Raw genomic sequence first — 18,806 nt, 5'->3', positions numbered from 1 at the left:
GATGAGCGCAGCGAGCCACGCGCGAACCCGTCGCCCCCTCGCAGTCAGCATGGGTGATCCCGCGGGCATCGGTCCAGAGATTACTCTTCGCGCCTGGCTGCAGCGGCAGGATCACGGCATCGCGCCATTCGTGCTGTTCGGCGACAAAGAGACTTTGGCTGAGCGCGCTCGGCGGTTCAGCCTGAATGTTCCCATCCGGGCGGTCTCTTCGCCCGCCGAGGCGATCGACTCGTTCGGCTCGGCGCTGCCTGTGTTGCATACACCGCTTCCTGTGCCGTCGCGTGCCGGCGTTGGCGATGTGGCCAATCGGGAGGCGATCATTGGCGCTATCGATGCGGCGACGGCGGCGGTGGTGCAGGGAGAGGCCGCTGCAATCGTCACGAACCCGATCGCCAAGCACGTGGTCCTCTCTGAAGATTTCCCATTCCCTGGTCACACCGAGTTTCTCGCCGCGCTCGCCGAGCGCCACTACGGACGAAGCTACCGCTCGGTGATGATGCTTGCGGGCGGCGGACTGCGGGTGGTGCCGCTCACCGTGCACTGTGCTCTGGCGAGCGTGCCAAAGGCCATCACGCGCTCGCTGATCTTCGAGACGGTGCGCATCACCTATGCTGCGCTGAAACGGGATTTCGGTATTGCCGCGCCGCGCATCGCCGTCACCGGGCTCAATCCACACGCGGGCGAGGAAGGCACCATGGGCCGGGAGGAAATCGAAACCATTGCTCCCGCTATCGCCGATCTGCGCGCGGAAGGGCTATCGGTCACCGGGCCACATCCGGCCGACACGCTGTTCCATGCCGCGGCGCGTCGCGGCTATGACGCCGTTGTTGCGATGTACCACGACCAGGCGCTCATTCCGCTGAAGACACTCGCGTTCGACGAAGGCGTCAACGTCACGCTGGGGCTGCCGTTCGTGCGGACGTCGCCCGACCATGGCACGGCGTTCGACATCGCCGCCGAGGGGCGTGCTTCGCCAGCCAGCCTGATTGCAGCCCTGAAGCTTGCCGCAGAGATTGCAGCGGCGCGCGCGGCCTCGCCATGACATCGGGCGAGCGTGAGATCTCGGGCGCCAGCCCAGATGGGTTACCGCCGCTGCGCGAGGTGATCCGCGCATTCGGGCTCGAGGCGAAAAAGAGCCTCGGGCAGAATTTCATTCTCGACCTCAATCTGACGCGGCGCATAGCGAGAGCGGCTGGCTCGCTCGCCGGGCGCACGGTCGTCGAGGTGGGACCGGGCCCGGGCGGGCTGACACGAGCGTTGCTGCTCGAGGGAGCCGAGCGCGTGATTGCCGTCGAGCGCGATGAGCGCGCGCGCGGCCCGCTCGATATGATTGCCCAGCGCTATCCCGGACAGCTCGATGTGCATTTCGGGGATGCGCTCGAGGCCGACTGGCCGAAGCTGGTCGGCGCTGCGCGCGGTAAGGCAGTCATCGTCGCCAACCTCCCCTATGGCGTGGCGACCCTGCTGCTGACGGGCTGGCTCGACAGCGAGCCATGGCCGCCGTGGTTCGATCGTATGGTGCTCATGTTTCAAAAAGAGGTGGCCGAGCGCATCGTTGCTGCTCCGAATAGCAAGGCCTACGGGCGGCTGTCGGTGCTGTCGCAATGGCGCAGCGCGCCGCGCATCGTGCTCAATGTCCCGCGGGAAGCCTTCACGCCGGCGCCCAAGGTTGAATCGGCCGTGGTGGAGTTCATCCCCCACAAGGAGCCGAACCCGCCATGCACGCCGCGCGTCCTGGCTCAGGTGACGGCCGCCGCGTTCGGGCAAAGACGCAAGATGCTGCGGGCGAGCCTGAAGCAGCTCACTCCGGAGGCAGAACAACTGCTCGAAGCTGCAGGTATCGCGGGCAATCTGCGCGCCGAGGACCTCACAGTGAAGGACTTCGCCCGGATGGCGCTCATCTTCGAGCGCTCAGGCCTGGGGCGTCGGTGAGGGCGGTGGCGTTGGCACGGGGACGTGTGCTCCCATCGGGCTTGCCTCGGTGCCGCTGTCGTCGTCGGTGTTGGGCTCGTTGGCAAACAGCCGCAGCGCTGCAGCCAGCATGAGTATCGATGCGGGCTTCACCAATATCTCCCAGCTCATGGCATTTCCGCGTTCGGCCCAGTCGGTTGCGAAATCGACAACGAGGTAGACGAGGATGGCGCTGATCAGCGTCGTCTTCAATTCGTGCATGCCGGTGGGGCGCATCCAGGCGCGCAGCTTCTTGCGGTCATGGCGCGCGAGCTTGAAGACGAAGCCAAAGACGATCGCGTAGGTGAAGATGACGAGCACGATGCCGAACAGGAAGATGTCTGTGGCACCCATGACTGCAGCAGTGATGAGCTTGTGATCGGCGTGCCGGTAGAGGCCTTCGGCCGCTTCAAACGTCAGCGCCAACCCCTGCCAGAACATGATGAGGGCGCCGACGAACGTCCCGAAGGCTGCTGAGAGCAACACGAGGCGTAGAGACAACGCGGTACGCAGCATGGTCGAGTCCGGCGCAGTTTCGGGACTGCACCCCTAGCACGCGAGGCGTTACGGAATTGTCCTCAACCGGCTCACTTGTTCGCACAGTCGTTGGGTGCTGGCCTTCCCTTGAAGCGATCGGTCAGCCAGAGGACAGCAGCGTATGCACTCTTCTCGGCGGCGTAGCTGTGTGACGCGTTCTTCATCAGGCGCAGCGTGACGGGCGTGCCGCTCGCGCACAGGGCCTTGGCGAATTTTTGCGTGATCTCGGGCTTCACGGTCGTGTCGCCGGTGCCCTGGGCGATAAAGACCGGCACCTTGATCGGCAACGCGCCGGGCGAATTCTGCTGCATGAGCTCGCGCCAAGCCGGCTGTTGCACCGGATCCGTTTTGAGGAACGCCTTCTTCAGCGGCTGCGCCAGCTTCAACAGTTTGAGCATCTGCGAGATGGATTGGATGCAGCTCTCGGCGACCTTTTCGAAGCGCGCCTCGGCCCCCTCGTCGAGCACGCTGTCGAGCGGCAAGTTGTATGTCCTCGACCAGGAGAGTAGGGCCATGGCGGTGAGACTGTCGCCCGCGATCGATCCCTTCTGCGCTTTGAACAGCTCAACAAGGTCGGTGGCCGGGGCGGCCGTCGCCAGTGCCACGAGCTTCAGCTCGGGCGCGTAGGATGCGGCGATCTCGCCGGTGAACAGCGCGGCGTGACCGCCTTGCGAGTGTCCCCAGACGGCGAACCGGTTGGTGGCGTGGGTGCCGTTGAGATTGCGTGCGGCCCGCACGGAATCGATGACCGAGCGGGCCTCACTGACACCGACGAGGTAGGCGTGCACACCAGGCGCGCCGAGCCCTTCGTAGTCGGTCGCGACCACGACGTAGCCGCGGGACAGCATGTCCTCTAACCCGGCTATCGTACCAGAGAGATTGGGCAGCAGAGTCGGAGCACAACGGCCGGCTACGCCTGTGGTGTAGTGCGCCCACGCAATGACGTTGCGTCCTTCCTTGGGCGCTGGGCCCGCTGGGTAGATGACCGTGCCAGACACCGCAATCGGCTCGCCCTTCAAGTTGGTCGAGCGGTAGATGATGCGGAATGCCTTTGCGTTGGCGGGTGCGCCACCGATCTGCGGATGAATGTGGAACACATACCCGGGCTTTGCCTTGCGCAGCTCAGCCTGAGAGATGTCCAGCTTGGTGAATTCAGGCGCCGCGCTGGCTGGCTTCAGCCCCAATGGCGAGAACCAAGCAAAGGCGAGTGCCAACGCTACCGCGAGCAGGGGATCGAGGTGGACGCAAATGCCAAACTGCACCGGATTACCCCTGATTGTAGAAGGGACACTACAGCTCGCCGCGTATGCTGCCTATTTTCAGGCTCAGCGCCGGGCAAACTGCCAGAACGGTAAATGACAGAAGCACTTCGCGCATGACAGCACGGTGAACGCCGGGTCAGCGCTTACAGAGCGACGGTGCAGGCAGCCCCCTGAACCGATCCGCCATCCAGGAGATGGCGTCGTTCGCTCCGTCGTACCCCGCATAAGAGTGGCCGACGCCGACGAGGTATTTCACGAATACGGGCGTGCCATTACGGCAGAGGTGGTCGGCGAACCGGCGCGTAATCGGGGGATGCACGGTTTCATCCTCAGTGCCCTGGGCAATGAAGACGGGAGCCCCGGCAGGCTTCCGTCCCGGAGAGTTCGCAAGCATGATCGCGCGCCAGGGCTCGCTCTTGGTTGGGTCGATCTTGAGGAAACGACGCTGCAGGGTGCGCGCGGACTGTTCCAGCTTCAGCATCTCGTCGATGGTCTGGATGCAACTCGATGCGGCGGCCTCGTAAGCGCGCTTGGCACCCGAGGCAAGCGCTGTCTGCGCCGGAACTTTGTAGATCGTCGACCAAGACAACAGTGCCATGGCGGTGAGGCTGTTGCCCGAGATGGAACCGCGGTCAGCCTTGAATAGTTCGACAAGGTAGGTCGCTGGCGCCGCTGCGGCGACGCCGACAAGCTTCAGCTCCGGCGCGTAAGCAGCGGCCTCCTCGCCGGTGAACAGCGCAGCGTGGCCACCCTGGGAGTGTCCCCACACCGCGAAGCGGTTGCTGGCGTTTGCATCCGGCAGCAGGCGCGCGGCGCGGACGGAATCGAGCACGCTCCGGGCTTCGCTGGCGCCGACGAGATAGGGGTGCATTCCCTCCGTGCCGAGGCCCTCGTAGTCGGTCGCAACGACGATGTATCCCCGGCGCAGCATTTCCTCCAGCCCAGCGATGGTGCCAGCAAGGTCCGGCAGCAGGGTGGGCGCACAGCGATCGACGACGCCGGTCGTCGGGTGCGCCCAGGCGATGATGTCGCGCTTGCCGTGCGGCGGCGGCGCCAGCGGAATGAAGACCGCGCCGGAGACGGCGATGGGTTCACCGTTGACGCCGGTCGAGCGGTAGAGAATGCGATAGGCCTTTGCGTTGCCGGTCGAGCCACCGAGTTGCGGCCACACGCGCAGAATTGTACCCAGGCTCGCGTTGGCGATCTCGCGCTGGCTGACGTTCCCCAGCCCCGGATCCTCCCGTGACCAAGCGCGGCCGGCAGGGAGAAGCGCCATCACTGCAGCGCACAGAAGGGCTGCGAAGGTACGCGTCATAGGTGGCTCTGCATTTCCCTGACGAAAGCAGTTAGCCCGTTGAGACGATCGCGGCGAAGGCGCTCGGCCGCAAGAATGGCCGTCAGCCCTTCCATGGAAGTCGGCAAGTCGCTGTTGACGATGACGTAGTCGTACTCCGGCCAATGACTGAGCTCATCGGCGGCCGCGTCCATGCGGCGGCGAACGACGTCGTCGGGATCTTGTGCGCGCGCGCGTAGCCGCTGCTCGAGGGAGTCAGCGGACGGAGGCAAAATAAATACACGCACGACGTCATGCTTCATTTTCTCCGAGAGCTGCTGAGCGCCCTGCCAATCGATGTCGAAGAGGATATCTTGCCCACGCTCGACGGCAGCTTCGACCGGGGCGCGTGGCGTGCCGTAGAAGTTGTCGAACACCTGCGCCCACTCGATGAGCTGGTTTGCGTCTGCCATGCGCTTGAACGCGTCGGCGTCGATGAACGTGTAGTCTCTTCCGTCCACCTCGCCGGGGCGTGGCTTGCGTGTCGTGACGGATACCGACATCGAAATATCGGGGTCGGCGTCAATGAGACGGCGGGCGATGGTCGTCTTGCCCGCTCCCGAAGGAGAGGACAGCACGAGCAGCAGCCCGCGGCGCTTTATGGTCGGCGTGTCTCCCATCAGTATTCTCGTCGCGCCGAGCGCGCCGGCCCCTTTGTTGGTTATTCGATGTTCTGGACTTGCTCACGAAGCTGGTCGATCACCTGCTTCAATGCCAAGCCAGCACGCGTAATGTCGATATCGCTCGCTTTTGAGCATAGCGTATTGGCTTCGCGGTTGAACTCCTGAGCAAGGAAATCGAGCTTGCGGCCGACGGCGCCGTCATCGGCGAGCAACTCGCGCGCGGCGCCAATGTGGGAATCGAGACGCTGCAGCTCTTCGGCGACATCGGCGCGCGTTGCCAGCAGCACAGCTTCCTGATGCAAACGGCCGGGATCGAAGCTGCCGGCGCCAGCGTCGAGGATGCGGCGAACCTGCTCCTTGAGACGCTCCTCAATGGCTTGCGGCGTGCGCGCGGGCGATGTGCGGACGACCTCTACGAGGCGCTCGATCTCGGCAAGCTGACCGGCCAGTACCGATGCTAGCCTGTTGCCTTCCGCAGTGCGCGCGGTGACGAGCGCCGCAAGGCCGCTTTCAAGCGAGACCAGCATCGCATCGGCGCGGGCAGCCTGTTGCTCGGGGTCGTCCTGCGGCTCGATGATGTCGAGAACGCCCTTGATTGCGATGAGCCCATCGACACGCGGGGGAGCTGCGTCGGTCAGGTTGCGGATACGTTCAGCCGCCTGCATCACCTGCGCGAGCGCGGTCTCGTTGAGGCGGATCTCAGCGCCGGCCCCTGCCCGGTCGACAACGAGCGTGATGTTGACGCTGCCACGCGTTACGTGACGGGCGACGGCTTCGCGTACGCGAGGCTCCACGTATTCGAGGCCGGACGGAAAGCGCAGGCGCACATCGAGGCCGCGCCCATTGACGCTGCGAATCTCCCAGTGCCAGCTCGCGCTATCCAGCGAGCCCTCGGCGCGGGCAAAGCCCGTCATGCTTCTTATCGTCATTGCGGCTCCGTTGGGCTCTGGGCGCCGGGAAGCCCAACGCGTTCCGAAATCTAGCCGCAGCCGGCGCGGGCAACAAGGCGCGGGCCGGCAGGTGAGACGCGCAATCGCGTGTTCAGGATCAGTGTTTCGGCTTGCGGACTGGTAAAGGTACAGGGGACGCAGCGGGCGTCGCCTTTACGGCTGGAGCGGCAGCGGCGCCAGCGTTGATGACCGGAATCTCGTCAGCAGACGGCGGGCCGCCAGCCTGTGTTTCCTTCTTGCGCTCGCGCTCGACCTTGCGCCAGGTCGAGACGGCGGCGTTGTGCTCCTTCAGCGTGTCGGAGAACGTGTGTCCGCCAGTGCCGTCGGCGACGAAGTAGAGGTCCTTGGTGGCAGGCGGATTGAGGGTTGCCTCGATCGCCGAGCGGCCCGGGTTGCAGATCGGCGTCGGGGGCAAGCCGGGGATCTGATAGGTATTGTGCGAGGTCTTGGTGTCGAGGTCGGTGCGGGTGATGGAGCGACCGAGCGGGCCTTGGCCGCCGGCGATGCCGTAGATCACGGTCGGATCTGACTGCAGGCGCATACCCTTGCGCAGCCTGTTCATGAACACCGCGGCGACACGTCCGCGCTCGTCGGCGCGCCCAGTCTCCTTCTCGACGATGGAGGCGAAGATGATGGCCTCCTCTGGAGTTGCAATCGGCAGGCTCGGCTGGCGGCGTTCCCAGGCCGCGGCGAGGAAGCGCTGCATTTCGCCCTGCATACGGTCGAGCAGCTCGCGCCGATCCATTCCCTTGGAGAAGCGATAGGTGTCGGGCAGCAGTGTTCCTTCGGCGGGAATATCCGTGATCTCTCCGGCGAGCTCATCCTCCTGGCGCAAGCGCTCGACGATCTGCATGCTCGTCAGGCCTTCGGGGATGGTGATCTTGGAGAGCACGCCGCGCCCTTGCGTGAGCATGTCCATGATCTCGGCCATGCTGGCGTTCTTCTTGATCTCGTAGTCGCCGGCCTTCAGCTCCATCTGCTTGCCAGCCAACTTGGCGCGCAAAAGGTAGTTGGTGATGAAAGTCCAGCTGCTTGAGATCGCACCTTCCTTCTCGAGGCGATTGGCAATCGCAAGCCGGCCCTCGCCTTTCGGCACGACGACAACGCGTGTCACCGCGAGGGGGCCGGGTTGCTCATACTGGTGATACATCAGCGCCAGCACCGCGGCGGCGCCGAGCATGGCGAACAGCGCGAGCGTGAAAAGCCCGGACAGAAAACGCATGAACCCGGCGCCACGCTTGGGCGCGTTGGGTGGGGGTGCTCCGCGCGGCGGACCTGCGGGGCGCGAGGGCTCGAGCATTTCGGCAGGCGAGCGCGGGCGGATACTTCCCCGACGAAGCGGCGGTTCGTAGCGCGAAGGGGGAATGGTGCTCAATCTGCGCTCCCGTCGAAGCCGTTCCCAACCGGCATCGGAGGTAACTCCGCCCCGATCCTCGTGTGATGATCGAGAAATCCGCCAACTTTGTGGGGCGCGTCCCGAGCGAGATTCCAGCAATCCCAATCACGCAAACGGATCAGCGATTCCAGCGCCCCGCGTATTCGAAGCCGGCTTTGCGCTCTTTGCAAGCTAAAGCAAGCTTCGAGTAGGGACACTAGAGCCAATTATGGCAAAAGCGCGAACCCTATTCCGTGACAGGAATACGGGACCGGCGCCGCGTGGCGCCAGCGCCTCAGGCAACGCGCCGCAGAATCAGCGAGGCGTTGGTGCCACCGAAGCCGAACGAGTTCGACAGCACGGTGTTGACCTCACGCTTCTTGGCGGTATGCGGCACGAGATCGATCACCGTCTCGACCTCGGGATTATCGAGGTTGAGAGTCGGCGGGACGATGTTGTCGCGAATGGCAAGGATCGAGAAGATGGCCTCGATCGCCCCTGCGGCACCAAGCAGGTGACCCGTCGCCGACTTGGTGGACGACATGGACAGTTTGCCCGACGCGTTGCCGAACAGGCGTTCGACGGCACCCAGCTCGATCGTGTCGGCCATGGTCGAGGTGCCGTGCGCGTTGACGTAGTCGATGTCGCTGACATCGATATCGGCGCGCTTCAGTGCAGCGCGCATGCAGCGATACGCGCCATCACCGTCCTCGCTGGGCGCAGTGATGTGATAGGCGTCGCCCGACATGCCGTAGCCGATGACCTCGGCATAGATCTTCGCGCCGCGGGCTTTTGCATGCTCGAATTCTTCGAGCACGACGATGCCGGAGCCCTCGCCCATGACGAAGCCATCCCGGTCCTTGTCATAGGGACGTGAGGCTACCTGCGGGCGATCATTGAACGCCGTCGCAAGTGCACGGCAAGCTGCGAAGCCGGCCATGGCGATGCGGCAGATCGGAGATTCAGTGCCGCCAGCCACCATGATATCGGCGTCGCCCAGCGCCACGATGCGGCTGGCATCGCCGATGGCATGCGCGCCGGTGGAGCAGGCCGTTACGACTGCATGGTTCGGCCCCTTCAGCTTGTGCCGGATCGACACGTAACCAGAGGCGAGATTGATGAGACGGCCGGGAATGAAGAATGGGGAAACGCGACGCGGTCCCTTTTCCTTCAACAGGATCGACGTTTCGGCGATGCCTGGGAGGCCACCGATACCCGATCCGATGAGAACGCCCGCGCGCTCCTGCTGTTCAGAAGTGCTCAGGTCGATACCGCTATCGGCAATCGCCTGATCGGCGGCTGCCATCGCGTAGACAATGAAATCGTCGACCTTGCGCTGCTCCTTGGGCTCCATCCAATCGTCAGGATTGAACTTCCCCTCGGACTTGGAGCCGCGCGGAATGAAGCAGGCGATCTGGCAGGAAATGTCGTCGACTTCGAATTCCTCGATGCGGCGTGCGCCATTGGCTCCGGCAAGCAATGCCTGCCAAGAAGCCTCGACGCCGCAACCGACGGGCGAGACGATTCCAAGACCTGTAATAACGACTCGGCGCATCCTGATCCTTCGAAGCAAGGCAAACTAACGGCGCCCCTCAGCTTGCGGACCCATTGAGCATCGAAGGCAAGCTTCGATGTCCGGTGTGCGCAAGCTTTGGGGAAGGCGCCGCTAAAAAGACCAGGCGACGGTTAGGCGGCGCTGGCGTTCTTCTCAAGAAACTTGACCGCGTCCCCAACGGTCAGAATGTGCTCGGCGGCATCGTCGGGGATTTCGCAACCGAATTCCTCCTCAAAGGCCATCACGAGCTCAACTGTGTCCAGGCTGTCGGCGCCCAGGTCGTCGATGAAGCTGGCATTCTCGGTGACCTTGTCGGCCTCCACGCCCAGATGCTCCACGACGATCTTCTTCACGCGCTCAGCGACATCGCTCATAGTCTTCCCTCGCGTCCGTTTGCTTTTGGCAGTTCGTAAATTCGGTTGTTCTGGATTAGCCCGTGCCCGGGTCGTGACCACTTGCTTCTATAAAGAAGCGCACGGCTGACCGGTATCGAAACGACGCGCTATTCCACTTTTTCGCACTCCGTGCGGCGGCCGAACATTGGCCCTTCGTTTACTCGCGCAGGAGAGGCGAGGGTCGAAAAACCGTTCGGCTCGTTAACACACTTCATTGGGCTTGGCCAGCGGTCGCAACGGCCTTTGGCTGAGGCATTTGATTTCTGATTTCGCCAGCGGGTCCAAGCAGTAGGCTCAACTGATGCACGTTTACCATGCGCCTTAGACCATGGCCATTCCGCCGTTGATGTGGAGGGTCTGCCCGGTGATGTATCCGGCCTCGTTGCTGGCGAGATAGACGACGCCCGCCGCGACCTCTTCGGGCATGCCGAAGCGCTGGGCAGGGATCATCTTGGCGATTTCCTCGGTCTGCTTCTCGTTCAGTGCGGCGGTCATCGGCGTGGTGATGAAGCCCGGCGCGATGCAGTTGGCGGTGATTCCGCGCGGAGCGACCTCGCGGGCGAGCGATTTGGTCATGCCGATCATACCGGCCTTGGAGGCAGCATAATTCCCCTGGCCGGGGTTTCCGAACACGCCCGACACCGAGGAAATGTTGATGATGCGCCCGAAATTCGGCTTGGCGCGGAGCATGGCGCGGGCGGCGGCGCGGCAAAGCATGAAGGTGGAGGTGAGGTTTACAGCGATCACCTCGTCCCACTGCTCGTCCTTCATCACCATGAAGAGATTGTCGCGCGTGAGGCCGGCGTTGTTGACCAGAATGTCGAGGCGGCCGAGCTTGCCCACCGCCTGCTCGATCAGCTTGGACACTTCATCGCGCTTGCCCAGATCGCAGGGGATAACGTGGCCACGGTCACCGAACTCCTTAGCCAGCTCCTCGAGCTTGTCCGGCTGGCGGGCCGACACCGCAACGGTGGCACCCTGCGCGTAAAGGGCGCGGGCGATGGCGCCTCCGATGCCACCGGTCGCGCCGGTGACGAGGGCGGTCTTGCCAGTCAGGTCGAACATCGTCTGGTCCTTCAGGAGTTGAGACGCGCGAGCGCGGCGTCGATGTCGGCGGGAGTGCCGACGCTCATGGCGTTGAGCGCAGAATCTATGCGCTTGGCGAGGCCGGCCAGGACCTTGCCCGAGCCGATCTCGTAGACGTCGGTGATGCCGTTGGCGGTCATGTAGGTAACACACTCGCGCCAGCGCACCGAACCGGTCACCTGTTCGACAAGGCGCTTCTTGATTTCCTCGGGATCGCTAATCGCGGACGCCACCACGTTGGCGACGACGGGAACACTCGGGGCGTTGACCGTTACCTTCGCGAGGGCCTCCCGCATAGCGTCGGCAGCAGGTTGCATCAGCGCGCAATGGAACGGTGCGGATACGGGCAGCGGGACGGCCCGGCGCACGCCCAGGCCCTTGCCGATCTCGGGCACGCGGTCGATGGCGATCTTATCGCCCGACAGCACGACCTGGGTCGGCTCGTTGTCGTTGGCGACCTGGCAGACGTCACCTTGTGCGGCAGCCTCGGCGACCTGGCGGGCAACGTCGATGCCGACGCCGAGGAGAGCGGTCATGGCACCCTTGCCCACCGGGACGGCGGCCTGCATGGCCTGCCCGCGTAGCTTAAGGAGGCGGGCGGCATCGGCGAGCGAGAATGCGCCGGCGGCGGCGAGCGCGGAGTATTCGCCCAGCGAATGGCCGGCCACGAACTTCACCTTCTCCTGCAGCTTGAAGCCGTGCTCGCGCTCCAGCACCCGCATGACTGCCATCGAGACGGCCATAAGCGCGGGCTGGGCGTTCTCGGTCAGGGTCAGCGTCTCTTTCGGGCCGTCCCACATGATCTGGGAGAGCTTTTGGCCGAGAGCGTCATCAACCTCATCGAAGACTTCGCGCGCCGAGGCGTAAGTCTGAGCGAGATCGCGGCCCATGCCGACGTCCTGGCTGCCTTGTCCGGGAAAAACGAATGCGATGGCCATGAAAGATGAGGCTTCTATGACGGTTGATGGCCGCAGAAACACGCCCCGCGTTGCGCTGTCAAGCGGGCCTATTGCGCACGGGCTGTTGCCCCTCGGACCGCCCTCATCCCCTGTAAGTGGCTGAAGCGCAGAAGAAATCCCCTGTCATGAAGTTGTGAGGCTGGCGTGGTTCCTCCGCCGACAAATGGTCAGGAGGTTTCAAATGCAGAGTTCGGCCTTCGATTCCGAGACCCTTTCGATCATGGGGCGTGCGCTCGAAGAAGCGTGGTCCGAGATCGAGAGCCGCAGCTTCGTGCGCGCCGATCCGGAAAAGGCCGGGATCCGTCGCGCCCTCGCCTTGCGAATTCTCGCCGCGGTGCGCGTCGGCCAGCGCGATCCTGAACGGCTGCGGATGGTGGCGCTGCACGTGGTGGAAGGGTGCCGCATCATCCGCGCCGATGGACATCCGTTAGCCTAGCGAAATGAGCTTGCGCGTCCCCGCCCTGCCGGTGCGCTAAGATCAGCCCGGTTTCCGGAGGATGCGATGTTGAGAAAAGCTATTGCAGTAGTCGCCCTGTCGATTTTTGGCGCACCTACACTCGGCCAGGCTTGTGAGGGCGCTACTCGATTGACATTGGACAGCCCCGCTACCCTTGAAGGCGTGCTGAAGCACGGTCAGGGGACGCACGAAGCACAAGGCGCGTTCAGCTACGTCTATCTCGCCCTGGACAAGCCTGTCTGCGTCGACGCTCCTGTAGCGGGGGCGAGCGATGAAGACCCCCAGGAGAACCTCGAAGCGCCAGTGGATCGCGTGCAGCTCGCAGGTGAAGCAGTGAATGGCGAACTGCCCATTGGCAAGCACGTATCGGTCTCGGGAACGCTCTTCGCGGCACACACAATGTGGCACGTCGAGGATGTTCTCGTCGACGCCGGCGAAGTGAGCCCGCGCTGATCAGCTACCTGCCGCTGGCCTTGCGGCGGCGATTGCCCGCACGTCTCGCGGCCGCGGCCATGGGCTTGTTAGCGCTGGCGACGCCAGCCCAGAACGCAGCATGCTGGTCGATGAGGACGTGAGCCGGCGACCAGGCCATCGCTAGACTGACGAGTGCCGCGTGACGATCCATCACCGAGCGGCGTAGCGGCTCCAATGCCTGGAGCGGGTTGGCGAGCGCCGCTCCGGGTGCCGGCCCGCGGCGCACCGTGTCGGTGATCGACAATGGCTGCGTCTTCGGCCGGCGCCGCCTTTGCGGCTTAGCCGCTTTGCCGCCGGATTGATTACGGGTTGCCGCCGACCTCTTTGCAGCAGTGGCCACTGGGCGCTTCTTCGCGGGCATGCGGGACCTTCCTCTGATGGCTGTAAGCTCAAACTGGGTGAGCAATGGCAAGCATTACAAAGGTCTAATGCTTCTCCAAGGAACGCGCGGCAGGAAGGTGGCGTTGCAACTGTCTTTAGCGGGAAAGGCCATGGCCAACGACAAGCAATGCCGGGCACTGTTAGCGATTGGTAAGCGTTTGCGCTCCGAACTCGACCAGGCACCGAAAAAGCCGGCGCCCGATATAGAGCGGGCGCTGCGGCGGTTGCTGGAGAGGGATATTGCCGAGCGATCCCGCCCCGGACGGCCTTGGTCGGGGCAGCAAAAATAATCACGATGGCTCAGTTACCGGCCCGACTAGAACCGGTATCGAAGTCCAGCGCCGCCATGTATGCGCGTGTCGACACCTTCTTGGCCGGAAACGCCGTTAACGAACACGTCGAGCGTCGTGGCGGTGGTCAGCGCGTAGCCAACGCGCGCGCCGTATTCGGCCCAGACGATATCGTCGTCGATGATGGGGGTCAGCATTCCAACGCCGGCCACTGCCACCTCGAGTTCGCTTTGCCTGTCGAACCCGTAGACACCGGCGCCCCACACCGTCGCATCAAAGCCGTAACCGAGTGACGCGGACCACTGCACGCGAGCCTTCGCCAAACTCGTGGTATCGGTCCCCGCGGAGACGGAGGCGTCAAAGGGATTGGAACTGGACGTGCCTTCGGCGTAGCCGCGAACGTCGAGACGCTCGCGGCCGACCTCGGCCGACAGCGCAAGCTGCCCGCCTTGGCCCAGCGCATAAAGTGCGCCGGCGCGCGCAAAGAGATACGAGACATCCCCTTGTGTGCTGCCGACGCCGACCGCTGTGCCGGCGCCGTTCATGTAGGTGCGCTGAAATTCGAGATCGGCATCGGGTGCAATCCAGCCGCCGGCCTCGACAAACGGCCGGAAGCTGCCGGTGCCGGGGACGATGTAGCGTAATGCGAGCGCGCCCATGAGCGCGTTATCGATGGATGCGCTGTCGTAGTTCTCGTAGCCGTAAGAGACACCGGCGAGGATTGCAAAGCCCATACGGTTGGCGATGCGTGCGTAGCCGCCGCCTTGCCCAGAACCCGCCTGGCCAAAGATGCCGATCTCGCTGCCCTCCTCTATCGGCTTGTCGTCGCCGAGTAGAGGCATCGCCATTGCGTGCTGCTGTGCCATCGCACCTGCGCGGGCGGCACCCAGGTCATTGACCGATTGCTGCACCGACTCAACGGTCGTGAGGCCACCGGTGCCGTCATTGTAGCGAACGATGTAGGCGCGGGTCTGGCCCGCGTAAGTGGCAGAACCTGCGATGAACTCGCCGCTGAGCGAGACACCTTGCGCGCCGAAGAGGTTGATCCCCGTCATGTCCACGCCGGCGGCGACGAGCAAGACGTTGAGGTCCTGCATTCCAGTCGCCGCAGTCCATCGGAAGGCCTGGCTCGAGCCACCGGCATTCGTGGACACGCCAACGACAATGGAGCCGTCGTGGTTGAGCGCATTGGCTTGTGAAATGCTGCCGCCAAGCGTGCCGAGATCTTGCATCGCGCCGGCTTCCCAGCGGTACGCATGGTACGTGCTGTCCCCTGTAGTGTACGAGTAGCCGATGACGACGCTGCCATCGCTGTCGACGGCGGCCGCGTAGGACTGCGTGCCTCCGAGCGTGCCGAGATCCTCGAGCACGTCGTTCTGCCAGCGAAACGCGTGGTACTCGAGGTTCCCCGTCGTCTGCGACTCGCCGATGACCGTCGAGCCGTCGCGGCTGACGGCGGTCGCATCGGATTGTCCGCCGCCCAGCGTGCCGAGATCTTGCATTGTGCCGCCTTCCCAGCGGTAGGCGTGGCGGGCGGCGTCCCCTGTGGTCCAAGACTCGCCGACGACGACACTTCCGTCGCCACTCATGTCGGTGGCGATCGACAGGCTACCGCCGAGCGTGCCGAGGTCCTGCGTCGTCCCGCCTTCCCAGCGGAAGGCGTGATAGACGCCGGAAGAGACGTCGGCGGTGCCGGCCACGACCGATCCGTCGATGCTGACGGCCGTCGCATCGGAAGTGGGGCCGCCGAGAGTACCCAGGTCCTGCATCCCGCCAGCCGCGTCCCAGCGAAACGCCCGGATGGTACCGTCGGAAAGGTTCGACCAGCCGACAACCACCGAGCCATTGCCGCTAATAGCGGTGGCGAAGGACTCGGCGCCGCCCAGGGTGCCTAAGTCCAGGATCGCGCCGCCATCCCAACGAAATGCGTGACGGGTATTTCCGATGACATAGGAGATGCCGGCGATCGCCGAGCCATCGTCGCTGACGCCACCTCGGGCGTTGCTCACCGTCCCGCCGAGCGTGCCGAGGATCGTCGGCGTCGTGGCGCACGGACTAGCCGTGGTGCAGGTTGCATAGGCCGACCCCGCCGAGGCGCAGAGAGCAACAACAAACAGAGACGCAAATCCGAGACGGGGCAGCACCGCGCCGTCCGACGTTGAATACACCACAAAATGACCCGTAGAACGCAACCGCAACTGTCATTAACGGCTACCAACGGCACGGGCCCTGTTCAAACCAATATGCTCTGGGCGCACCGAAGCGAAAATCGCGTGTCGCGGTCGCAACGAATGCGCGAATTTGCCCACCGTAGCGGCGGTTGGCGCCATAACTGGCACTCCGCATACTGATGGTCGGCGGCATGGCGCTGTTCACCATGTGGCTTGCCGGATGGGAAAATTCGGCTATAAGGCACGCCTTGCTCGCTTCGGCTGGAGGCTGAACGGGGAGCCGCGCCAGAGGGAAACCTTGAAGCGGTGAGGCCTTAAGGGGCCTGGTTCCCGGTGTCTTCGCTCTCATGGGTGACCTGCTTGGGCCTTTTCCGGGTCCATAAGGGGCTTTGCGCCGGAGCGGCCAAACATAAGGAAAGGTCATAGCATGCCGCTTTATGAGCATGTCTTCCTGGCGCGCCAGGACGTCTCGAACACGCAGGTCGAGACGCTTACCAAGGAATACACCGACGTTATCGAGCAGGGTGGCGGCAAGGTCACCAAGAACGAGTACTGGGGCGTGAAGTCGCTCGCGTACAAGATCAAGAAGAGCCGCAAGGCGCACTTCCAGCTGCTCAACATCGACGCCCCGCCGGCCGCTGTGGCCGAGATGGAGCGCCGCATGAGCCTGTCTCCCGAAATTCTGCGCTTCCTCACCGTGAAGGTCGAGGAGCATGAGACCGAGCCGTCCGTGATGATGCGCAAGGGCGACCGCGACGAGCGCGGCGATCGTGGTGATCGCGGTGGCTTTGGCGGCCGTGGTGGCTTCGGTGGTCGCGGCGGCGGCGGTGGTGGTTTCCGCGGCGATCGCGACGGCGACCGTCGTCCTGGTGGTGGCGGCGGTGGTTTCCGCGGCGATCGCGAGGGTGGCTCGACGTTCCGTGCCCGTCCGCCGCGCGATGGCGATCGTCCCCCGCGCCCACCGCGCGAAGGCAATGCCCCCACTACCGGCTCGGAGGAATAATCAATGGCTGAGATCGCATCCTCTGGCGCCGCTCCGCGCCGTCCCTTCCATCGTCGCCGCAAGACCTGCCCGTTCTCGGGTCAGCATGCGCCGAAGATCGACTACAAGGACGTCCGTCTGCTCGGCCGCTACGTGTCCGAGCGCGGCAAGATCGTTCCTTCGCGCATTACGGCCGTTTCGGCCAAGAAGCAGCGTGAGCTGTCTCGCGCCATCAAGCGCGCGCGCTTCCTCGGTCTGCTGCCGTACGTGCTGAAGTAAGACTTCGGGCGGGGCCAGCACGGCCCCGCTCTCACGACAAGTAAGCGCGGGCCAATGGTGGCCGGCGCGAGGTTGGGACGAGGCGGGCGACCGTTCTCGTCTCTAACCGCGACGATCGCGGGACAGCTGCTCTGATGCAATATCGCCTGCTCATAGCCTTTGGCGCCGGACTCATCTCGGCTGTCGTGTTCGCCTCGGCGACCACGGGGCCGCTGCTGATGCGCATGGTGCTGTTCCTGCTGACCCCGCTGCCGCTGTTCCTAGCCGGCTTGGGTCTGGGCCCACTCGCCGCCATCGTTGCCGGCATCGCAGGCGCAACTCTCGTCGTCATCGCCGGAACGCCAATCGGCGGGCTCGTATTCGCGGCCAGCCAGGCCGTGCCTGTGATCATTCTCACCTATCTTGCATCGCTCAACCGCGAGGCTCCGGACGGCTCGGTCGAATGGTACCCGGTCGGGCGGCTGGTGTTCGTTGCGGCGCTTCTTGCCGGCGGGTTTTCGGCGCTGACGCTTCTGCTGCTCGGAGCGGACGCGGAGGCGCTGCGGACGGCGTTGCGCGAGATGCTGCAAGCATTCGTCGACAACGAGCTGCCGAAGATGCAGGACGCTCCGACGTTCGGGCCGGCCGATATCGATGAATTGACGTCGCTTGCGCTGGCCCTTTTGCCGGCTGCGTCTGCCATCTCCTCGATGAGCAGCCTGCTGTTCAATCTCTGGCTGGCCGGCCGCATCACCATGGCGTCGGGTCGTCTTCCGCGACCGTGGCCCGACATTCCGGCCATGGTCTATCCCCCGATGACGCCGCTGCTGCTGGCCGGCGCGACGGCAGCCGGTTTTCTTGGCGGTCTGCCGGGCATGTTCGCGGCAGGCTTCGCCGGTCCGCTGTTCTTCGCCTACGTGCTGCTCGGCCTAGCGGTCGTCCACTACATCACGCGGGGGCGGCCGTGGCGCGTGTTCGCGCTATGGGCGCTCTATGGCGGTCTCTTCGTCATGAACTCGGTCGCCTCGCTGGCGATCGCACTGCTCGGTCTCGCCGAGGCCATCTGGCCGATGCGCAAACCGCCACCTCCACCTGGCGGCCAATCACCCCCCGATTAGCCGCCTTCCCAACTCTCATGCATCAGACACACGAATAGAAAGAAGAAGGAGTATTTGAAATGCAGGTCATTCTGCTTCAGCGCATTGGCCGTCTTGGACAGATGGGCGACGTCGTCAACGTGAAAGACGGCTATGCTCGCAATTTCCTTTTGCCGCAGAAGAAGGCTCTGCGCGCGACTGAAGAGAACCGCAAGCACTTCGAATCGCAGCGCGCCCAGCTCGAAGCCAACAACCTCGAGCTCAAGAAGGAAGCCGAGGCGGTTGCGGAGAAGCTTGAAGGCAAGATCTTCGTTGCCATCCGCTCGGCCGGCGACACCGGTCAGCTCTATGGCTCGGTCGCGACGCGCGATATCGCCGAGGCCGTCACGGCCGGCGGCTTCACCATTGACCGCCGCCAGGTGATTCTCGAGCGTCCGATCAAGACGCTGGGCGTGCATCCGGTCCGCGTGGCCCTGCATCCCGAAGTCATCGTGACCGTGTCGCTGAACGTTGCCCGCTCCGAGGACGAGGCCGAGCGCCAGGCGCGCGGTGAGGACGTCACGGTCGTCAAGGAAGAGAAGATGGAGCTCGAGACCTTCAATCCCGACGAAATGTTCGAGGAAGGCACTGCGCCTGCCGAAGGCGAATCGGCCAGCGAATAACGCGCGAAG

21 protein-coding genes are annotated in these 18,806 nt (G+C 64.1%); 9 read left to right on the top strand and 12 right to left on the bottom strand.

Annotation, left to right across the window (positions count from 1 at the left end; all coding sequences use genetic code 11):
* The first annotated feature begins 1 nt into the window (after position 1).
* Both pdxA and rsmA read left to right on the top strand, forming a co-directional pair.
* The gene (gene pdxA / locus NDB2M4_RS18505) at positions 2 to 1,042 is read left to right on the top strand and encodes a 4-hydroxythreonine-4-phosphate dehydrogenase PdxA (RefSeq protein ID WP_072377715.1); all 1,041 of its coding nucleotides are present in this window, start codon (positions 2 to 4) and stop codon (positions 1,040 to 1,042) included.
* Positions 1,039 to 1,932 (top strand): 16S rRNA (adenine(1518)-N(6)/adenine(1519)-N(6))-dimethyltransferase RsmA, encoded by an 894-nt coding sequence (rsmA, locus tag NDB2M4_RS18500; protein ID WP_072377713.1) that lies wholly within the window; start codon positions 1,039 to 1,041, stop codon positions 1,930 to 1,932. Before pdxA ends, rsmA begins: the two co-directional genes overlap by 4 nt.
* Here the strand turns inward: rsmA and NDB2M4_RS18495 are convergent.
* The 10 genes from NDB2M4_RS18495 to fabD form a co-directional block, all read right to left on the bottom strand.
* On the bottom strand, positions 1,912 to 2,466 hold the full coding sequence (locus NDB2M4_RS18495) for a YqhA family protein (protein ID WP_072377711.1): 555 nt from the start codon (positions 2,464 to 2,466) through the stop codon (positions 1,912 to 1,914). The two genes, rsmA and NDB2M4_RS18495, sit on opposite strands and share 21 nt — an antisense overlap.
* A 71-nt stretch (positions 2,467 to 2,537) precedes the next feature.
* A complete protein-coding gene (locus tag NDB2M4_RS18490; RefSeq protein ID WP_083556579.1) occupies positions 2,538 to 3,749 on the bottom strand; it encodes an alpha/beta fold hydrolase in 1,212 nt (403 codons plus the stop codon).
* Between the two features lie 136 nt (positions 3,750 to 3,885).
* The gene (locus NDB2M4_RS18485; RefSeq protein ID WP_072377709.1) at positions 3,886 to 5,064 is read right to left on the bottom strand and encodes an alpha/beta fold hydrolase; all 1,179 of its coding nucleotides are present in this window, start codon (positions 5,062 to 5,064) and stop codon (positions 3,886 to 3,888) included.
* Positions 5,061 to 5,702, bottom strand: coding sequence for a guanylate kinase (gene gmk / locus NDB2M4_RS18480; RefSeq protein WP_072377707.1), 642 nt, complete (start codon positions 5,700 to 5,702; stop codon positions 5,061 to 5,063). The genes NDB2M4_RS18485 and gmk overlap by 4 nt, the downstream gene beginning before the upstream one ends.
* Before the next feature lie 41 nt (positions 5,703 to 5,743).
* Positions 5,744 to 6,634, bottom strand: coding sequence for a YicC/YloC family endoribonuclease (locus NDB2M4_RS18475; RefSeq protein WP_072377705.1), 891 nt, complete (start codon positions 6,632 to 6,634; stop codon positions 5,744 to 5,746).
* A 118-nt stretch (positions 6,635 to 6,752) separates the two neighbouring features.
* Complete coding sequence (gene mltG, locus NDB2M4_RS18470) at positions 6,753 to 7,877, bottom strand: endolytic transglycosylase MltG (RefSeq protein WP_244536227.1); 1,125 nt, start codon at positions 7,875 to 7,877, stop codon at positions 6,753 to 6,755.
* A 448-nt stretch (positions 7,878 to 8,325) separates the two neighbouring features.
* A complete protein-coding gene (fabF, locus tag NDB2M4_RS18465; RefSeq protein WP_072377701.1) occupies positions 8,326 to 9,585 on the bottom strand; it encodes a beta-ketoacyl-ACP synthase II in 1,260 nt (419 codons plus the stop codon).
* 131 nt (positions 9,586 to 9,716) lie between these two features.
* Complete coding sequence (locus NDB2M4_RS18460) at positions 9,717 to 9,959, bottom strand: acyl carrier protein (RefSeq protein WP_046478571.1); 243 nt, start codon at positions 9,957 to 9,959, stop codon at positions 9,717 to 9,719.
* A 342-nt stretch (positions 9,960 to 10,301) separates the two neighbouring features.
* Positions 10,302 to 11,045: a 3-oxoacyl-[acyl-carrier-protein] reductase gene (gene fabG, locus NDB2M4_RS18455; protein ID WP_072377699.1), complete on the bottom strand. Its 744-nt coding sequence runs from the start codon at positions 11,043 to 11,045 to the stop codon at positions 10,302 to 10,304.
* 11 nt (positions 11,046 to 11,056) lie between these two features.
* The gene (gene fabD / locus NDB2M4_RS18450; protein ID WP_072377697.1) at positions 11,057 to 12,004 is read right to left on the bottom strand and encodes an ACP S-malonyltransferase; all 948 of its coding nucleotides are present in this window, start codon (positions 12,002 to 12,004) and stop codon (positions 11,057 to 11,059) included.
* A 202-nt stretch (positions 12,005 to 12,206) separates the two neighbouring features.
* Here fabD and NDB2M4_RS18445 point away from each other — a divergent pair, with 202 nt between their 5' ends.
* Positions 12,207 to 12,461 carry a hypothetical protein gene (locus NDB2M4_RS18445; RefSeq protein ID WP_072377695.1) on the top strand — a complete coding sequence of 85 codons (255 nt, stop codon included), beginning with the start codon at positions 12,207 to 12,209 and terminating at the stop codon, positions 12,459 to 12,461.
* 66 nt (positions 12,462 to 12,527) lie between these two features.
* Positions 12,528 to 12,935, top strand: coding sequence for a DUF4431 domain-containing protein (locus tag NDB2M4_RS18440; RefSeq protein WP_139247375.1), 408 nt, complete (start codon positions 12,528 to 12,530; stop codon positions 12,933 to 12,935).
* A gap of 4 nt (positions 12,936 to 12,939) precedes the next feature.
* Here NDB2M4_RS18440 and NDB2M4_RS18435 read toward each other — a convergent pair whose 3' ends face one another.
* On the bottom strand, positions 12,940 to 13,317 hold the full coding sequence (locus NDB2M4_RS18435; RefSeq protein ID WP_072377691.1) for a hypothetical protein: 378 nt from the start codon (positions 13,315 to 13,317) through the stop codon (positions 12,940 to 12,942).
* Between the two features lie 130 nt (positions 13,318 to 13,447).
* On the opposite strand from NDB2M4_RS18435, the gene NDB2M4_RS20100 reads away from it, so the two are divergent.
* Complete coding sequence (locus tag NDB2M4_RS20100; RefSeq protein WP_139247374.1) at positions 13,448 to 13,627, top strand: hypothetical protein; 180 nt, start codon at positions 13,448 to 13,450, stop codon at positions 13,625 to 13,627.
* A 26-nt stretch (positions 13,628 to 13,653) separates the two neighbouring features.
* On the opposite strand, the gene NDB2M4_RS18425 is transcribed toward NDB2M4_RS20100, so the two are convergent.
* Positions 13,654 to 15,771, bottom strand: a complete 2,118-nt coding sequence (locus tag NDB2M4_RS18425) for a hypothetical protein (protein ID WP_171988141.1) — start codon at positions 15,769 to 15,771, stop codon at positions 13,654 to 13,656.
* A 454-nt stretch (positions 15,772 to 16,225) separates the two neighbouring features.
* On the opposite strand from NDB2M4_RS18425, the gene rpsF reads away from it, so the two are divergent.
* The 4 genes from rpsF (at position 16,226) to rplI (ending at position 18,797) form a co-directional block, all read left to right on the top strand.
* Positions 16,226 to 16,801, top strand: a complete 576-nt coding sequence (rpsF, locus tag NDB2M4_RS18420; RefSeq protein ID WP_072377685.1) for a 30S ribosomal protein S6 — start codon at positions 16,226 to 16,228, stop codon at positions 16,799 to 16,801.
* Positions 16,802 to 16,804: 3 nt separating this feature from the next.
* Entirely contained in the window at positions 16,805 to 17,059 is a 255-nt protein-coding gene (gene rpsR / locus NDB2M4_RS18415) for a 30S ribosomal protein S18 (protein ID WP_072377683.1), read from the top strand.
* Between the two features lie 134 nt (positions 17,060 to 17,193).
* A complete protein-coding gene (locus NDB2M4_RS18410; RefSeq protein WP_072377681.1) occupies positions 17,194 to 18,156 on the top strand; it encodes a DUF2232 domain-containing protein in 963 nt (320 codons plus the stop codon).
* Between the two features lie 59 nt (positions 18,157 to 18,215).
* On the top strand, positions 18,216 to 18,797 hold the full coding sequence (gene rplI, locus NDB2M4_RS18405; RefSeq protein WP_072377680.1) for a 50S ribosomal protein L9: 582 nt from the start codon (positions 18,216 to 18,218) through the stop codon (positions 18,795 to 18,797).
* Positions 18,798 to 18,806 lie beyond the last annotated feature (9 nt).

The organism is Hyphomicrobium sp. NDB2Meth4 (genome assembly GCF_900117445.1).
Classification (GTDB): domain Bacteria; phylum Pseudomonadota; class Alphaproteobacteria; order Rhizobiales; family Hyphomicrobiaceae; genus Hyphomicrobium_A.
Note: the sequence above shows the minus strand (reverse complement) of the source record. Positions and strands in the feature narration are given on the sequence as shown.

Bases quoted from the DNA above. Each gene is read 5' to 3' on its own strand.
- pdxA (WP_072377715.1), top strand. From the start codon at position 2: ATGAGCGCAGCGAGCCACGCGCGAACCCGTCGCCCCCTCGCAGTCAGC.
- rsmA (WP_072377713.1), top strand. From the start codon at position 1,039: ATGACATCGGGCGAGCGTGAGATCTCGGGCGCCAGCCCAGATGGGTTA.
- NDB2M4_RS18495 (WP_072377711.1), bottom strand. From the start codon at position 2,466: ATGCTGCGTACCGCGTTGTCTCTACGCCTCGTGTTGCTCTCAGCAGCC.
- NDB2M4_RS18485 (WP_072377709.1), bottom strand. From the start codon at position 5,064: ATGACGCGTACCTTCGCAGCCCTTCTGTGCGCTGCAGTGATGGCGCTT.
- gmk (WP_072377707.1), bottom strand. From the start codon at position 5,702: ATGGGAGACACGCCGACCATAAAGCGCCGCGGGCTGCTGCTCGTGCTG.
- NDB2M4_RS18475 (WP_072377705.1), bottom strand. From the start codon at position 6,634: ATGACGATAAGAAGCATGACGGGCTTTGCCCGCGCCGAGGGCTCGCTG.
- mltG (WP_244536227.1), bottom strand. From the start codon at position 7,877: ATGCGTTTTCTGTCCGGGCTTTTCACGCTCGCGCTGTTCGCCATGCTC.
- fabF (WP_072377701.1), bottom strand. From the start codon at position 9,585: ATGCGCCGAGTCGTTATTACAGGTCTTGGAATCGTCTCGCCCGTCGGT.
- NDB2M4_RS18460 (WP_046478571.1), bottom strand. From the start codon at position 9,959: ATGAGCGATGTCGCTGAGCGCGTGAAGAAGATCGTCGTGGAGCATCTG.
- fabG (WP_072377699.1), bottom strand. From the start codon at position 11,045: ATGTTCGACCTGACTGGCAAGACCGCCCTCGTCACCGGCGCGACCGGT.
- fabD (WP_072377697.1), bottom strand. From the start codon at position 12,004: ATGGCCATCGCATTCGTTTTTCCCGGACAAGGCAGCCAGGACGTCGGC.
- NDB2M4_RS18445 (WP_072377695.1), top strand. From the start codon at position 12,207: ATGCAGAGTTCGGCCTTCGATTCCGAGACCCTTTCGATCATGGGGCGT.
- NDB2M4_RS18440 (WP_139247375.1), top strand. From the start codon at position 12,528: ATGTTGAGAAAAGCTATTGCAGTAGTCGCCCTGTCGATTTTTGGCGCA.
- NDB2M4_RS18435 (WP_072377691.1), bottom strand. From the start codon at position 13,317: ATGCCCGCGAAGAAGCGCCCAGTGGCCACTGCTGCAAAGAGGTCGGCG.
- NDB2M4_RS20100 (WP_139247374.1), top strand. From the start codon at position 13,448: ATGGCCAACGACAAGCAATGCCGGGCACTGTTAGCGATTGGTAAGCGT.
- rpsF (WP_072377685.1), top strand. From the start codon at position 16,226: ATGCCGCTTTATGAGCATGTCTTCCTGGCGCGCCAGGACGTCTCGAAC.
- rpsR (WP_072377683.1), top strand. From the start codon at position 16,805: ATGGCTGAGATCGCATCCTCTGGCGCCGCTCCGCGCCGTCCCTTCCAT.
- NDB2M4_RS18410 (WP_072377681.1), top strand. From the start codon at position 17,194: ATGCAATATCGCCTGCTCATAGCCTTTGGCGCCGGACTCATCTCGGCT.
- rplI (WP_072377680.1), top strand. From the start codon at position 18,216: ATGCAGGTCATTCTGCTTCAGCGCATTGGCCGTCTTGGACAGATGGGC.